Consider the following 14,848-nt stretch of genomic DNA (forward strand, 5'->3'; position numbering starts at 1 on the left):
ATGCTATAATCCTCCGCGATGTTCAAAAATATCATCAAAGCCATCGGCGGCGACCCCAACAAGCGGGATGTCCGCAAATACACCGAAGTTGTAGATCAGATCAACGACATGTCCCGGCAGTTTGAGGACATGAGCGACGACGCCCTGCGTGCCAAGTCGGATGAACTGCGGGGGAAAGTTCAGGCGGAACTGGGCGAGATTCCCGACGACGCCAGGCTCGAAGAGCGCAAGAAAGCGACCCAGGCAACCCTCGACTCGGTTCTGCCCGAAGCCTTTGCCCTGGTGCGCGAGACCTCGGCCCGCACCATCGGCCTGCGGCACTACGACGTGCAACTCATCGGCGGCATGGTGCTCCACGCCGGCCGCATCGCCGAGATGCAAACCGGCGAAGGCAAGACGCTCGTCGCCACCTTGCCGCTCTACCTCAACGCCCTCACCGGGCGCGGCGTTCACCTCGTCACCGTCAACGACTATTTGGCAAGGCGCGACGCCAAGTGGATGGGGCCGCTCTACCACGCCCTCGGCCTCAGCGTCGGCATCTTGCAGGACGCCTCGCGCACCGAGAACGCCCGCAAAGCTTTCGTCTTCGACCCGGCTCGCGACAGTTCGCAGGAAGACTCGCGCTTCATGCGCATCGTCGAACGCGGCGAGTCTTACGCTTGCGATATCGTCTACGGCACCAACAACGAATTCGGCTTCGACTACCTGCGCGACAACATGGCCACTTCGCTGGCCGAGCGCCGCCAACGCCAGCGCTATTTTGCCATCGTGGACGAAGTGGACAACATCCTGATTGACGAAGCCCGCACCCCGCTCATCATCTCCGGCCCGTCGGGCGAGAGCGCGGCCCTGTATCAAGAGTTGGCTCGCGCCGTGAAAGTCCTCAAGCCCGAACACTACGAAATTGACGAGCGCGGGCGAAGCCTTGCCCTCAACGACGAAGGCTACCAAAAAATAGAAGAGGCGCTGGGCCGCCCCCTGCGTGACCCCGACCGCCCCGAAGACCTGACGCCGGAGCAGGCGACGACCCAGGCGCATCTCGAACAGGCCATGCGCGCCGAGTTCATCTTCAAGAAGAACAAGGATTATCTGGTGCAGGGCGGCCACGTGGTGATCGTGGACGAACACACCGGGCGGGTGATGCCGGGCCGCCGCTGGAGCGACGGCCTCCACCAGGCCGTGGAGGCCAAAGAAGGCGTGCCGGTTCAACCGGAGAACGTCACCTACGCCACCATCACCCTGCAAAACTTCTTCCGCCTCTACGACAAGCTGGCCGGCATGTCCGGCACGGCCCTGACCGAGGCCGAAGAGTTCGACAAAATTTACAAGCTCGACGTGGTGCCTATTCCCAAGAATGTCGAGTACCGGGTGCAACGCGATCCGAATCTCATCGAGCGCGAGATCAGAGAGAACGGCTACAAGTTCTCCTACCTGGCCCGCAAGTCCGACCCCGACAAGCCGGTCTGGTATCGCCGCAAGGATTACCCCGACTCGGTCTTTCGCACCGAAGAGTCCAAACTGCGGGCCATCATGTGGGACGCGCTCTGGCGGCACGTGCCCGGCCAGCCCTTGCTCATCGGCACCACCTCGGTTGAGTCCTCGGAGCAGCTCTCGAAACGATTCAGCGCCGAGCCGCTCCGCCGCCTGGCCCTGGTGAATTTGCTCCGCGACCGCTGGTTCAAAGCCAACAACGCCGAAGAGGACGGTCGGGCCGTCCCTGCTTTACAACCGTTCAACAAGCCCCTGGACTCGCTCAACCCGTCCGACATGCGCCCGCTGGCGAAAGAGTTGAACATGACTCTCAACCCAATCGCCGACGAAAACCTGACCCGTCTCTGTGAACTGCTCTTCCTGGACTCGGGGCACAAGGATCGACTCCGGGCGGTGCTGGAGAGCGGCATCAAGCACCGCGTCCTCAACGCCAAGAAGCACGACGAAGAGTCGCAGATCATCCTCGGCGCGGGCAAGCTGGGCGCGGTGACCATTGCTACCAACATGGCCGGGCGCGGCGTGGACATCAAACTCGGCGGCGACTTTGACGAGACGATGCTGATCGGAGTCAACCGGGTGCTGGAACGAGCGGGCCATGCCAACGCCTTTGAAATGCGCCACGACGATCGTCTGGCCGCCCTCGACAAGATCAGCCCTGATGATTACAGCATCTACGCCGAGCAAGTGGTCGCCTTCCGCCAGCACATGGCCGACGAGCAAACCGTGCGCGCCATCGGCGGCCTGCACGTCGTCGGCTCCGAGCGGCACGACGCTCGCCGCATTGACAACCAGCTTCGGGGCCGCGCCGCCCGTCAGGGCGACCCCGGCTCCAGCCGCTTCTACCTCTCGCTCGAAGATGATCTCATGCGCCGCTTCGGCGGGGCCAACGTTTCCGGTTTGATGGAACGCCTCACTTCCGTGCTCAAGGTAGACGACGCGCTCCCCATCGAACACGGCATTGTGGATAAAACCGTCGAAGGCTCACAACAACGAGTCGAGGGCTACAACTTCGACATCCGCAAGCACCTGCTGGAGTACGACGACGTGCTCAACCAGCAACGCACCAAGATTTACGAACAGCGCGACCGCATCTTCACCAAAGAAGATTTGACCGACGACATTGACGAGATGCTGGTGGCCGAAGTGGCTCGCCGGGTGGACATGAACAGCGCCGACGAAGACCGCTGGAAACTGCTGGCCTGGCTGGACGAAGTTCAGCCGGTCATCCAGCGCGCCGACGGCTCGCTCTACTTCCCGTTCAGCATCGAATTGATCCTCAGCCGGTTCGACGGTCTGGCCGGCCCAGCTCAAGTGAAAGATGAACTGCTGACCGTCGCCAAAGGCGCATCCGACTCGGCCCGCGATCAACTGGTGACGATTGTTGAGACTCAACTGGAGACGTATCCGGCGCGAGTGAAAGAGCGCGTGGATGCCAAACGTGAAGCCGCCGACAACGCCTTCGATAACGCCCGCGACCTGGCCCGCGATCAGGGCCAGCCGCTGGAACTTCGTAATGTGACTCGCGAAATGCTCGAAGCCGCCGAGATTTCCAATTTGCCTCTGCGCAAAGAATTTTTCGACGGCCAGACTGATCGCACGCTCAAGAAAGCTGTAGGCGACGCCATCGAAGCCGCCATCGGCCAGGACGCCGCCATCCGCTTTTTGAAATGGGCGGCGGCGCGAATCGGCCTTGATCTAAAAGTGACGCTTCCCGCGTGGTCGGAATTTGATTGGGATGGCTTCGGCGATCTGATTCGCGAAGCCGTCATCGCCGCTTACGATGCCCGCACCGAACGCCACCTGTCCGAAATCTCAACCTTGCTCGACGAACGTCTGCGAAGCGCCGCTGACGTCGCCCACGACGCGCTGGGCCGCTTATTGCTCGATATGGCCGTCGGCCAGTCGGTGACGTTTAATAAGAAGACGCACCGCCGGGAGACGCGACTCAACCAGCGCTTTCCATACGTGTATTACGCCGCCGGGCGCCTCGAAGATCGCAAACGCGACGATTTGCTGAAAGACATTCTGGCTCATTTGCGAACGGCGCAGGAGGAACAGCAACTGTTCTGGGGCGAGAGCGAGTTGACCCGCCTTAGCCCGGCCCGCCCTGCCGAGCTTGACGCCGACACCCAGGTTGGCCTGCGGCGGGCGCTGGGCGAGGCCGACTTTGAAGCCATCGCTTCACAAAATTTGGGAAGCCTCAACGGCACGAGCGATCTGCGCGACCGCATCCGCAGTGAACTGGGCCGCCAACTGGCGCACGGCCTGCACCGCCAACTCATGCTCGGCGTGAGCGGCCAACTGTGGGTGGACTACTTGACGACGATTGAGGGGCTGAGGACTTCGATCTCGCTCGAAGCCTACGCCCAGCGCGACCCGCTCATTGCCTACAAGAGCAAGGCCTTCGACCTCTTCCAGCAACTGCTGGTAGATATGCGGGCCGGGGTGGTGGGCCGCCTCTTCACTTATCGCCCGCGCAAGCTCACCGAAGTTCGGGCCGAGGTGGAGCGCCAGGCAAGCGAAAGCCCCAAGCGGGCGTTGGGCCGCAACGACCCGTGCTGGTGCGGGAGCGGCAAGAAGTATAAGAATTGCCACATGGCGGCGGACGGGAAGAAATAGCCTGCTCAAAGCCAGACAGGAGAATCAAAACCGGCCTGCATCGTGCAGGCCGGTTTTGATTTGATCAGTAGTTGCCTTCGGGGTTACTTTTCGGGCGCGCCCGCTTGAATCCACGCTATCACCTTTGTCAATTCGTCCGCGTTCAATTGCCCAAAGTGGCCGCCTTTCTGTTGCAGTTGAACCAGCTTGCTTCCGGACGGGTTGCCGGGGATGATAGAACCTGTTGACAACGCACTTTGATAAGAAGACAAAGTAACGCCGGCTGACGTCCCGTGGCACATGGTACATTTGGCCGCAAACAACGGGCCGACAAATCCATTCCAGGTGATGGGGATCGCGGTCGCCGTGGGCGGCACTGAGGTCGCAGTGGCGGTCTCGGTGGGCGGCACAGATGTCGCCGTAGCCGTCGCCGTGGGCGGCACAGATGTCGCGCTAGCGGTCGCTGTAGGCAACATCGCTGTGCTCGTCATCGTCGGTGGAAGCGGCGTGTTGGTTGCGGTAGATGGCGCCGCCGTGTTCGTCATCGTAGGCGGAAGCGACGTGCTGGTGGCGGTCGCCGTGAGTGGCACAGGGGTCTTTGTCCCTGTAGAAGGCGGGTTCGAGTGGATCTCGACGCTTCGCACCGTCCAGTCAACGCTGGCCGTCTCGCGCGAGGCGTTGATCGTCACCCGCGCACCCACGCCCAGTTGATTGGCTCGACGTGAGGTGATAATTTTCGTGTTGGGGGTGATGGCAAAAGTATAGGCCTTGCCGTCTTTAGCCAAAATGGATATTCTCACACCCGCCACATATTCTGTGACCATTCCAGTGCGGTGCATCTTCTCCGGCTTGCCGGGGACGACATGGATGGACAAGGCCAGCCACGCGCCATCCTTCTCTTCTCCCTCCTCTTCCCCCTCTTTCTCTTCTTTCCCCGTTTGAACGGCCTGCACCTTCACTTGCGCCCCGATCTTGACATCGGCCAGCGTCGCCTTAGAGTCGAGCGCAGGCACTTTGATTTTGGTGGCGCTGTTGACGATGAAGACGATCGTCTCGCCATTCGCCAGAGAAAGGGTGAGGCTTTCGCTGCTGATGGCGGCCACCGTGCCCTTGAACGTGTTCCGGTCATCGCTCAGATTTACCGATGTGCCTGGTTGAGCGTCGGCGAAGACATTCGTTGTGGCGAATAACAAGCCGAACAGTAATCCTATGTGTAACATTACGTGTATCTTTTTCATCGTTCATCTCCTTGTTGTAGTGCGGGCAAAATGCCCTCTTGTGTCCTGATCGCCGTCACCTCGGCGAGGCCTAATTCGATCCAGTTGATTTTCACCTCCAAATCCGCTTAGTTAAGTTTGTGGTAAGCACGGCGCCAGGCTCCGTCTACTCACGAACTATCCTAAAGCCAGCCGCATAATCAGTGAACATGCTTGAAGTACCTATCCGGGCCTTTTTTTCAATCATTGGACTGCGCTTTGACACACACAACATCCTCAAAAGACCTGATCTCAAACTGGTGAAAGGGATCAACTCAAAAGCGATACTCAGCTTTAACACAACGCGAACAAGAAAAGAACCTCGTTTCAACAAGGCCTTCACCGCGTTAAAACAAAAACACCTGCGATGACTTTTCATCGCAGGCGCAAATAAAAAAGCAGCGCCGCAAAAATCACTTTTGACTTGACGAACGGGTTCTCGTTTTTTTACAGACGCTTGAACCCGTCATGCTATAATCCTTGCCCAAGACGATCACGAACACTCTCAGCAGACATGATTAGCCACGCGACGCTTGCCGCTCTGCCCAAAGTCGAACTTCACCGCCACCTCGAGGGTTCCCTGCGCCTGACAACCCTGCAAGAGGTGGCGCGCGAATTTAAGATTGACCTGCCGACCGACGACATTGACGCCCTCAGAGCCTACGTGCAAATCACCGACGAGGGCGGCGACTTTCGCACCTTCCTCTCCAAGTTCGGCTACCTGCGCAAGTTCTATCAATCGCCCGAAGTGATCAAGCGTTTCGCTTACGAAGCCGTGGCCGACGCCGCCGCCGACAACGTCCGCTACCTTGAACTGCGCTTCACGCCCATGGCCCTGGCCCGCATCCAGAACTACCCGCTCGAAGAAGTGACCGACTGGGTAATTGAAGCGGTCGAAGATGCCAAGCGCGACTTCCCCATCAAAGTAAAACTCATCGTCAGCATCAACCGCCACGAAGATGTGAGCATCGGCCAGCGGGCGACGCGGATTGCGATTGATAACATGAGTCGGGGCGTGGTGGGTTTGGATTTGGCGGGCGATGAGGCCAACTACCCCGCCGAACCGTTCAGCCGCCTCTTTATTCAGGCCCGTGAGGCCGGGCTGGGCGTCACTATTCACGCCGGCGAGTGGGCCGAGTGTGAAAACATCCGTTATGCCATTGAGAAGCTGGGCGCGAGCCGTATTGGCCACGGCGTGCGGGTGGTGGAAGACTCGAACATCCTGGCCCTGGCCCGCGACCGGCGGGCCATCTTTGAAGTGTGCGTCACCAGCAACGTGCAGTCAGGCGTGGTGCAACGCTTTGTCGATCATCCGGCCCGGACGATGTTTGAGATGGGCTTGCAGGTGACGCTGAACACGGACGACCCGTCGGTCTCGGATATTACGCTGACCGACGAGATCAACATTGTGGCCGCCAGCCTGGGGTTTGTGCTGGCTGATCTAAAGAAGATGACCCTGTGCGCCGCCGAGGCCGCCTTCCTGCCCGAAGACGAGAAGCGCGCCCTGGTGGAAGAATTCAAAGCCGAGTTGGCGAAAATTCAATGATGACTTGTAGGGGCGATTCATGAATCGCCCCTACTTTTTCCTCTCCCATTCCTGAATCGCCGCCTTCACCAGCGCCCGCGCCTCAGGGTCGGGCACTTCGTCAACTGCTGAATACGAACGGCCATCAATCCAGAACAACGCCGCCCCGGTCACGTCCGCCGCCACTTTCAACCCGCGCTGGGCCAGTGGCGTGTCGGCAATCTTCGCCTGCACCAGTTCGTCAATTTCCTCCAGCACCGTTTTGATTTTGATCTCCGGTTGCTTCTCGCGTTCGCGCAAGTAGCGGTATTGCTTCAGGATGTCCATGCTGGGCGCAGTGAGTGGAACCTGGGCCGCTTCACGGGCCGACATGTAGACGACTGATTTGCCGTTCAGATCCTCGACAGGCTTGGACGGGGCGGGCGGCTCAGGTGAAGCCGTCACGGACGGGCGGGCGACTGGTGGCAAGGCCTCTTCCTTCTTCAAAAAGCGTTCAAGTTCATTTAGCGCCGCCATCAATTTGGGGTCGGCAATGTCTTCACGCCGCAGATAAAAATTGCCGTCCGCCTGAAGCGCCAGCAGGCCGTCGGGCGTGCGCACCAGTTTCGCCACTTCGGCGAAAGCTGGATTGGGTTCGGGCGCTGTACTGACGGGGGGCGCAGGAGGCGGCTCTGCTTCTGAGGCGACCGGAGTCTCGGAAGCGTTTGTCGTCGCTCCTTTAGCTTCCATTTCCTTGTCCATCCGCATCATTCGAAAAGCAAAAAACAACACAGTCAGGCCGGCGATGAGGCCGAAGCACAATACGAAAATCGCAATTTCATTCATAGGCGTTGACAGTCCGGGCAGAAGTGAGTGCTTCGTCCGCCAAGAACAATGTGCCGGATGGGAGTGCTGCAGGTGAGGCAGGGCGCTCCCGTCCGGCCATAAACACGTAAATGGTTTTGGTGCTCGCCGCCGCGATACATCCAGTCAATGCTGGAGCCGTTGTGGCGAATGGCAAGGTTGAGGGTGCGCCGCAGACTGCGCCATAGCGCCCGCGTTTCGGCAGGCGAGAGCGAGTCGCTCCGCCGCTGTGGATGGAGCCGGGCGCGATGCAGTGACTCGTCGGCGTAGATGTTGCCCACCCCGGCGATCACGGTCTGGTCGAGAAGCAGGGGCTTGAGCGGGCGGCGGCGGGCGGCGAGGAGGCTACCCAGCTTGCCGGCGGTGAAACTACGGGCCAGCGGTTCGGGGCCAAGATCGCCGGTCACGTCTTCAGGGTCGGCCACCAGATAGACCCGGCCAAACTTGCGGGTGTCGTTAAAGCGCAATTCGGTTTTGTTGGCGAAGTGAAAGATAGTGTGGTCGTGCTTGCCGGGTTTGCCCTGCGCCACCACTTGCAGGTCGCCGCTCATTTTGAGGTGAATGAGCAGGAAGTCTTTCGTGAGGCTGAAGACGAGATACTTGCCGCGCCGGTCGAGGGCGGAGATTTTCTGGCCGCGAATGCGCTGGCGAAATTGGCGAGGGTTGGAGGTGGCAATGTGGCCCGGCCAGCGAAGGGTGACGTTGGTGATGCGCTGGCCGAGGCAGGCCGGGCGGAGTTGGCGGACGAAGGTTTCGACCTCCGGCAGTTCGGGCATGCGCCCAATTATAGAACACAAAGGCGCGAAGGCACAAAGCCACGACGATTATTTTGGCAACCAGAAGGAAAACTCACTGCCGCCGCCGGGAGCGTCTTTCACCAAAATTTGGCCGCCGTGACTCTCGACCACCAGCCGGCAGAAAGTCAGGCCCAGGCCGGTTCCTTTGCGCAGGCTGGCGCCGTTGTTGTTGGGGGCTTGCACGTATTTGTCGAAGATGCGGGGCTTGTATTCGTCGGGGATGCCTTCGCCGTCGTCGCGCACGCTGATGATGACCCGGCCATTATTGTTGTCGGCGGAAGCCAACACGTGAATCTTGCCGTTGCGGGTCGTATATTTGAAGGCATTGCCGAGCAAGTTGTCCAGCACGCGGCCAATGAGCGGCGCGTCAATGTTGCCGCTCAGGCCGGGCGAGCAGGTGAGGGTGAGAGTCTTCTCTTCGTGCGTCGCTTGAGCGCCGTAAGCTTCAAGCCTTTCTCTCAGCAAAGGCTGTAACAGCATGTTCTGCCGGTTGGGCTTCAGCTCGCCGACCTCAATTTTGCTCACGGCCAGCAGGTCGTCAATCAGGGTCGTCATGCGGCGGTTGGCGGCTTGGGCACTGCCGATCACGCGGCTGCGCGATTCGGTGTTGAGGAAGCGGGGCAACAGTTCGATGCTGGCGGCGATGGCGGTAAGCGGGCTTCGCAGATCGTGAACGATCATATCGGTCAGGTTGTCGCGCATGGCCTCGGCCCGGCGCAGGTTGGTGTAGGCCGTCGAGAGTTCTTCGGTGCGGGCGGTGATGATGCGGTCGGCGCGGCCCACGACGGAAAGCAGGGCGGCGAAGAGCAAGCTCATGGTGATGGCGGCAGTGACGAGGCCGGTGAAGCGGGCGTTGAGGATGGCTCTGCCTAATTCGGGCGCTTCCTGAACAATGATCACAACGCCAATGGGTTGGCCGTCGGGCGCGGCCCCCGGGCGGACTGGCGCGTACGCCTCGAGGACGTAGACGGCGGTTGAGGGGTGGTAGGTGGCGGGCGGGTCATCGGGAGGACGGATTCGAGAGACGGTTTCCCCGGCCAGAGCTTGGGAGAAGGCGGCCCGGTCTTCCACGTTCACGCCGAGCCATTCGGCTTCGCTGGCGTACGAGGCAACGCCGTCAACATCGTAAACGAGAATACTTTTGATGGGCAAGCCGGCGGCGCGACTCTCGAAGAGGGCGCGGACGCCGGAACGGTCGGAGAGGGCGCGAAGATCGGCGGCGGTGAGAATGTCGGGCAGTTCTTCGGCAACCTCACTCGACAGGTTGGCGGCTGAATTGCGGGCCGAGTTTTCAATTTCGCCGACGAGGGTGTTGTACGAAAACTGGGTGAAGAGGGCCGAGGCGATGAGGGCCAGCAGGGCAGTGAGAATGAGCGAGGCGGCCAGGTAGTAGCGCACGAGCCGAAACTGGCGGGCTTGCTCGTATTCAATCGCCAGCACGATGACCGTCAACAAAAAGCCGGCGAGCAGGATGATGTGATAAGCCCACCAACCGAGCCGCCAGGCCTCGAAACGGTGCATGCTGACGGTGGCCGTCGCCAGCCAGAAGGCGACGAACGCCAGCACCCCATCCACCCGGTTGCGGCTGGCCCGCGAAAGTCGCCACAGGTGAAAAGCGGCTAAGAGCCACAGGCCGAGCGAAACGGCAAAGATGCTGTTGCGATGCCAGGGTTCCACTTGAGCCGTAATTTGCTCAAGCCATTGCGGGGCGAAGGCGGCGACGGCGAGATAGGCCAGAACGCCGGCCACGGTGAAGTAGACAACGAGCCGGATCGGCAATTTTGACGGGCCGGTCGGCGCGTCCAGCGCGGCGATTGCGAATAGAGCGCCGCCAACAAACAACGTCAGCCACGCCGACCAGTCTACCGCCGGGTGAAAGTGATCAATGAGGGCGTTGGGCGTGGCGAGGCCGTGCGTGAAAAAAATGCTCCCCATGGCCGCGAACGCTGCCGAGGCCAGCACATGCCGAGGCCTGGCCTCATCGCCCAGCGCCAGGCCGAGCATAAGGGCCACCACCGCCGCCGAAAATGTGGTGAAGGTGACGATGTAAAAATGAAATAGGGGCACGCTGACGAAAGTGTCGGCTTTGGGTTGCAGAGTGAAATAAGCCAGCACAAGGGCAGGCGCGAGGAGGCCGAGGACGATCAAAATGCGTTTCATTAGGAAAATCCGATAATCAGGAACAGCCACTATTCTATAAGCGGGGAACAGCCGGGATACGTAAGAGAATGTGGCAATTTAAGCGCAAAAAGAGAGCAGTTTGCAAGGCAAGCCGCTCTCTTTCCAGTTGGCTCCTCAGCCTGGACTCGAACCAGGAACCCTTCGGTTAACAGCCGAATGCTCTGCCGATTGAGCTACTGAGGAAGGTGACGCGGATTATAAAAGGCGGGGGAGATAGTGTCAAGGTAAGGATAAATTAATTCGTGTTGTATTCGCCCTCAACCTCCCCTATAATCGTCGGCATACAAAGGAAGCGTTATGGCCGCCATCAAACCCACCACCTCCTACCCAACTTCCAGCACGCGCCCGGCCTTCTGGCTGGTGCTCCTGGCGCTCGTCATCATCGTCGTCTCGTGGCTCCTCAACTCGCCCGAAGGCCTGCTGGGCAAGGCCGACGCGGTGGGCTACGCCATTTGTCACCGCATTGATGGCCGGTCGTTCCACATTGGCAACATTCAAATGCCCCTCTGCGCACGTTGCACCGGCATCTATCTGGGCGTGGTGCTGGGCGTAGTGACCATGGCGGCGGCCGGGCGAGGTCGGGCCGGGGGCATGCCGCCTCTGCGCGTCATTGCCGTGCTGGTGGCCTTCATTGTCATCATGGGCATTGACGGCGTCAACTCTTATCTGACTCTGCTACCCTTCCTGCCCCACGTTTACGAACCGCAGAACTGGCTCAGGTTGACCACCGGCATGTTCAACGGGGTGGCCGTCAGTGGCCTGGTGTTCCCGGTTTTTAATCAGACCCTCTGGCGAAACTGGGAAGATCGCCCGGCCATCGCCAGCCTGCGCGAACTGGGCGGCCTCGTCTTGCTGGCCGCCATCCTCATCGGCCTCGTTCTCACCGAGAACCCGATCATTCTCTATCCGTTGGCGCTGATCAGTTCGGCGGGCGTCGTCATGTTGCTCACCATCACCTGCGGCATGATCTTCATGATTTCCACTCGCAGTGACAACCAGGCGCGGAACTGGCGCGGCGCGTTTGTGCCCCTCTCTGCCGGGCTGACCCTGTCCTTCGCCGTCATTCTGCTCATTGACGTTTTGCGCTACACTCTCACCGGAACCTGGGGCGGTTTTCTCATTCCTGGCGCATAAGGAAAAACCTGTGACTGACTCAATAGATATTGGCAAAGCTCTCACCCACTTGTTTGAGGACAAGGACTGGATCAGCAAGACCATCATCGGCGGCGTGCTGGCTCTGATCCCCGTTTTGAATTTTGTGCTGGTTGGTTACGAAGTTCGGGTAGCCCGAAACGTGAGCAAGCGCGAAGCTACGCCCATGCCGGCCTGGGACGACTTCGGCCAGATGTTCATGGACGGCCTGTGGCTTGGCCTGGCGCGGATCATCTACGGCTTGCCGGCGTTGGTCTTGATCGTCGGCCCGATTCTCCTCTTCTACTTTTCGATCTTATTTGCCGCCATCCTTAGCGAAGGCCCCGGCTCCAGAGAAGTTGATCCGTTGTTTTCGACTCTCGTTCCGATAAGTTTGCTCCTGTCCACCCTGTGTTGTGGCGTCGGCCTCTTGTACGCCTTTGCTCTGGGGGCCGTCTACCCGGCCATTGCCGCCAACTACGCCCGGCGCGGCACATTCGCCTCGTGCTTCAACTTTGGCGAAGTCTTTGGCCTCATCCGCCGCAACCCCAGCAACTACCTGCTGGTTTGGGCCACCGGCCTGCTGATTGGCGTGGTCACCAGCGCCGTCATCTCATTTGTCAACTTCATCCCCTGCCTCAATCTTCTCCTCATCTGGCCCGCTATCATGCTGGCCGCGTTTTGGAGTTTGATGGGGGTTGGCCATGCCGTTGGTCAACTGCTGGCGATTGATGGAGAACGCCCGGAGGCGGGCGGCTTGCAGTTGAACCCGGCCAGTTAACTTTCAGGAGGTCATCATGATCGAAGCCGTCACTTCTCTCTTTTCAGCCTTCGGCCTCTCGGCCAGCGCCGGCCTCAATGCCTACCTGCCGCTGTTGATTGTGGCTCTGGCCGCCCGCTTCACCGACTGGTTCAAGCTCGCCCCGCCGTTCGACGCCCTCACCTCACCCTGGGCAATTGGCGTGCTGGTCGTTCTGCTGTTGATTGAATTCTTCGCCGACAAGGCCCCGGCGGTCAACCACCTCAACGATGCCATTCAAACCTTCGTCCGCCCGACGGCGGGCGCGATCCTCTTCGCCGCCAGCACCCAAACGGCCATACACGTGCATCCGGTGTTTATGATCATCCTGGGTCTGCTGGTGGCGGGCACAGTGCACACGGCCAAGTCGGCCATTGTTCGCCCGGCAGTGACGGCCACCACTGCCGGCATCGGTAATACGCCGGTCAGCATTCTCGAAGACATCGTGGCCGCCGTCATTTCGATTCTCGCCATCGTCCTGCCGGTGCTCATCAGCCTATTGATGATTTTGCTGACGGCCTTCATCATCTGGTGGCTGTGGCGGCGCAGGGCGGCCCGCCCGGCGCGAGCGTAGTTTTAATACGCGCCAGTTTATTCTGAGGTACACTTAGCGCCACACTCAAACTTTTTCAAGGAGACTTCTCAATGGACTCAGGAACCCCTTCACCCGCCCCGGCTAACAATCAACGCAATATCATTATTGGTGTCGTCGTAGCAGTTGTGTTGCTTTGCTGTTGTTGCTTGACTGCCATTGCCGCCTACTGGCTCTACCAAAACGGCGACGCGCTGTTGGGAACCACCAGCGGACTGGCCCGCCTGCTGAGCTAACCCGGCCTGCACTTCTTCAACACACAACCCTCTCCACGCCGAAGAGGGTTGTTGTGTTTAAAGGCGGGCAAACGGCCCTTCGCGCTTTGCCGCCAGCGCCCGCAATTCATTCAGGGCGGCGCGCGCGGCGGCAATTTCTTCGGCGGCGAGCGGCAACTCGGCAAACTCATCCTCGTCCAACACAAACTCTTTGCCCGACGGCTGAACGAAATAATCGAGCGCCAGGTCTTCGGCGTAAATGTGCGCGCCGTCAATGCTGGCCGGACGGGTGACGTTGCAATACCAGCCTTTGAATGAATCGTCTTGGGCGTCGTAAATGGCAAACACGTTGTACCAGTGGTCGGAATAAAAATATTCCACGAAGCGGTCGCCCGTCGTCAGCGTCACGTAGCCAAGCTCCATGCGCTCGCGCTCGAACCGCGCCTCCAACACCATCATATTCTGTGTGCGTTGCAGGACTTCGCCGGTGTAGGCAATCTTTTCTTTGCCAGTATGATCCAACTTGTGAACAGTGATCACCGTTTTCGGACTCCCTCGGCCCTGAGCAACATCACCACCTCATCTCCCGGTTGAGCCGCCAGCCCATTTTCAACCATCGGCCACTCCCCAACCTCTGTCTTAATTGTAGCCGCCTCTGTCACCCGGCCCTCGATCAACTTCCCCGGTCCCAAAAACTTCCGCACGAAGTCGTTTGCTGGCTGGCGATACACTTCAACGGTCGGCCCAATCTGCGCCACGTTGCCTGCTTGCAGAATCAGCGCCTGGTCGGCAATGCCGAAGGCTTCCTGCTGATCGTGAGTCACGTAAATCGCCGTCTGCCCGAAAGCGCGTAGCAGGCTTCGCAATTCGCCTGTCAACTGCTCCCTCAGCGCCCGGTCGAGCGCGCCCAGCGGCTCGTCGAGCATTAACAGGCGTGGCCGGGGCGCGAGGGCGCGGGCCAGCGCCACCCTCTGCGCCTCGCCGCCTGACAGGGTTTGTACGTCGCGCCGCTCGAAGCCTTTCAGCCCAACACGCTCCAACAGTTCGCTCACTCGCGCTTTGTCGTTCCCCTTCAGCCCAAAGCCCACGTTGTCGCCGACTGAGAGGTGGGGAAACAAAGCGTAATCCTGAAACATAAGACCAAAGTTGCGCTGGTGAGTCGGTTGCCCCTGAATCGACTCGCCGTCCCACAGCACGTCGCCGGAGTTAGAAGGAGTCAGCCCGGCGATAATTGACAGCAGAGTTGATTTGCCACAGCCCGACGGCCCCAGCACCGCCAGCACGTCGCCGGCCTTCACCGTGAACGAGACATTGTGGAGCGCCTGCACGGTGCCAAATGATTTCGAGAGGTTGCGAACTTCCAACATAAAATCTACCACGAAGGCACGAAGACACGAAGTGTCACAAAGAAAACTTGGTG

General features: G+C 59.9%; 12 protein-coding genes and 1 tRNA gene. 6 read left to right on the forward strand and 7 right to left on the reverse strand.

The genetic code is table 11. The features are described 5' to 3' along the window. Window positions 1-18: 18 nt before the first annotated feature. A complete protein-coding gene (locus tag HYZ49_00820) occupies window positions 19-4,110 on the forward strand; it encodes an SEC-C domain-containing protein (protein ID MBI3240824.1) in 4,092 nt (1,363 codons plus the stop codon). Window positions 4,111-4,193: 83 nt separating this feature from the next. Here the strand turns inward: HYZ49_00820 and HYZ49_00825 are convergent, their stop codons facing one another. After that, window positions 4,194-5,327: a hypothetical protein gene (locus HYZ49_00825; GenBank protein ID MBI3240825.1), complete on the reverse strand. Its 1,134-nt coding sequence runs from the start codon at window positions 5,325-5,327 to the stop codon at window positions 4,194-4,196. 532 nt (window positions 5,328-5,859) lie between these two features. On the opposite strand from HYZ49_00825, the gene add reads away from it, so the two are divergent. Next, window positions 5,860-6,891 (forward strand): adenosine deaminase, encoded by a 1,032-nt coding sequence (gene add, locus HYZ49_00830; protein MBI3240826.1) that lies wholly within the window; start codon window positions 5,860-5,862, stop codon window positions 6,889-6,891. 30 nt (window positions 6,892-6,921) lie between these two features. On the opposite strand, the gene HYZ49_00835 is transcribed toward add, so the two are convergent. The 4 genes from HYZ49_00835 to HYZ49_00850 form a co-directional block, all read right to left on the reverse strand. After that, the gene (locus tag HYZ49_00835) at window positions 6,922-7,695 is read right to left on the reverse strand and encodes a hypothetical protein (protein ID MBI3240827.1); all 774 of its coding nucleotides are present in this window, start codon (window positions 7,693-7,695) and stop codon (window positions 6,922-6,924) included. Continuing rightward, window positions 7,692-8,489 carry a bifunctional DNA-formamidopyrimidine glycosylase/DNA-(apurinic or apyrimidinic site) lyase gene (gene mutM / locus HYZ49_00840; protein MBI3240828.1) on the reverse strand — a complete coding sequence of 266 codons (798 nt, stop codon included), beginning with the start codon at window positions 8,487-8,489 and terminating at the stop codon, window positions 7,692-7,694. The genes HYZ49_00835 and mutM overlap by 4 nt, the downstream gene beginning before the upstream one ends. A 48-nt stretch (window positions 8,490-8,537) precedes the next feature. Continuing rightward, window positions 8,538-10,670 (reverse strand): hypothetical protein, encoded by a 2,133-nt coding sequence (locus HYZ49_00845; protein MBI3240829.1) that lies wholly within the window; start codon window positions 10,668-10,670, stop codon window positions 8,538-8,540. A gap of 128 nt (window positions 10,671-10,798) precedes the next feature. After that, window positions 10,799-10,874, reverse strand: a tRNA-Asn gene (locus HYZ49_00850). Window positions 10,875-10,988: 114 nt separating this feature from the next. Between HYZ49_00850 and HYZ49_00855 the strand changes: the two genes are divergently transcribed. From HYZ49_00855 to HYZ49_00870, 4 genes are all read left to right on the forward strand, one after another. Beyond that, a complete protein-coding gene (locus HYZ49_00855) occupies window positions 10,989-11,825 on the forward strand; it encodes a DUF2085 domain-containing protein (GenBank protein ID MBI3240830.1) in 837 nt (278 codons plus the stop codon). A 10-nt stretch (window positions 11,826-11,835) separates the two neighbouring features. After that, the gene (locus tag HYZ49_00860) at window positions 11,836-12,603 is read left to right on the forward strand and encodes a DUF4013 domain-containing protein (protein MBI3240831.1); all 768 of its coding nucleotides are present in this window, start codon (window positions 11,836-11,838) and stop codon (window positions 12,601-12,603) included. A 16-nt stretch (window positions 12,604-12,619) separates the two neighbouring features. Next, the gene (locus HYZ49_00865; protein ID MBI3240832.1) at window positions 12,620-13,195 is read left to right on the forward strand and encodes a DUF4126 domain-containing protein; all 576 of its coding nucleotides are present in this window, start codon (window positions 12,620-12,622) and stop codon (window positions 13,193-13,195) included. A 71-nt stretch (window positions 13,196-13,266) separates the two neighbouring features. After that, complete coding sequence (locus HYZ49_00870; GenBank protein ID MBI3240833.1) at window positions 13,267-13,449, forward strand: hypothetical protein; 183 nt, start codon at window positions 13,267-13,269, stop codon at window positions 13,447-13,449. Window positions 13,450-13,506: 57 nt separating this feature from the next. Here HYZ49_00870 and HYZ49_00875 read toward each other — a convergent pair whose 3' ends face one another. Both HYZ49_00875 and HYZ49_00880 read right to left on the reverse strand, forming a co-directional pair. After that, a complete protein-coding gene (locus HYZ49_00875; protein MBI3240834.1) occupies window positions 13,507-13,968 on the reverse strand; it encodes a DUF402 domain-containing protein in 462 nt (153 codons plus the stop codon). Next, window positions 13,965-14,795 carry an ABC transporter ATP-binding protein gene (locus HYZ49_00880; protein MBI3240835.1) on the reverse strand — a complete coding sequence of 277 codons (831 nt, stop codon included), beginning with the start codon at window positions 14,793-14,795 and terminating at the stop codon, window positions 13,965-13,967. The genes HYZ49_00875 and HYZ49_00880 overlap by 4 nt, the downstream gene beginning before the upstream one ends. Window positions 14,796-14,848 lie beyond the last annotated feature (53 nt).

It is taken from the genome of Chloroflexota bacterium (genome assembly GCA_016197225.1).
Taxonomy (GTDB): Bacteria; Chloroflexota; Anaerolineae; order Anaerolineales; family VGOW01; genus VGOW01.

Bases quoted from the DNA above. Each gene is read 5' to 3' on its own strand.
- HYZ49_00820 (MBI3240824.1), top strand. From the start codon at position 19: ATGTTCAAAAATATCATCAAAGCCATCGGCGGCGACCCCAACAAGCGG.
- HYZ49_00825 (MBI3240825.1), bottom strand. From the start codon at position 5,327: ATGAAAAAGATACACGTAATGTTACACATAGGATTACTGTTCGGCTTG.
- add (MBI3240826.1), top strand. From the start codon at position 5,860: ATGATTAGCCACGCGACGCTTGCCGCTCTGCCCAAAGTCGAACTTCAC.
- HYZ49_00835 (MBI3240827.1), bottom strand. From the start codon at position 7,695: ATGAATGAAATTGCGATTTTCGTATTGTGCTTCGGCCTCATCGCCGGC.
- mutM (MBI3240828.1), bottom strand. From the start codon at position 8,489: ATGCCCGAACTGCCGGAGGTCGAAACCTTCGTCCGCCAACTCCGCCCG.
- HYZ49_00845 (MBI3240829.1), bottom strand. From the start codon at position 10,670: ATGAAACGCATTTTGATCGTCCTCGGCCTCCTCGCGCCTGCCCTTGTG.
- HYZ49_00855 (MBI3240830.1), top strand. From the start codon at position 10,989: ATGGCCGCCATCAAACCCACCACCTCCTACCCAACTTCCAGCACGCGC.
- HYZ49_00865 (MBI3240832.1), top strand. From the start codon at position 12,620: ATGATCGAAGCCGTCACTTCTCTCTTTTCAGCCTTCGGCCTCTCGGCC.
- HYZ49_00870 (MBI3240833.1), top strand. From the start codon at position 13,267: ATGGACTCAGGAACCCCTTCACCCGCCCCGGCTAACAATCAACGCAAT.
- HYZ49_00880 (MBI3240835.1), bottom strand. From the start codon at position 14,795: ATGTTGGAAGTTCGCAACCTCTCGAAATCATTTGGCACCGTGCAGGCG.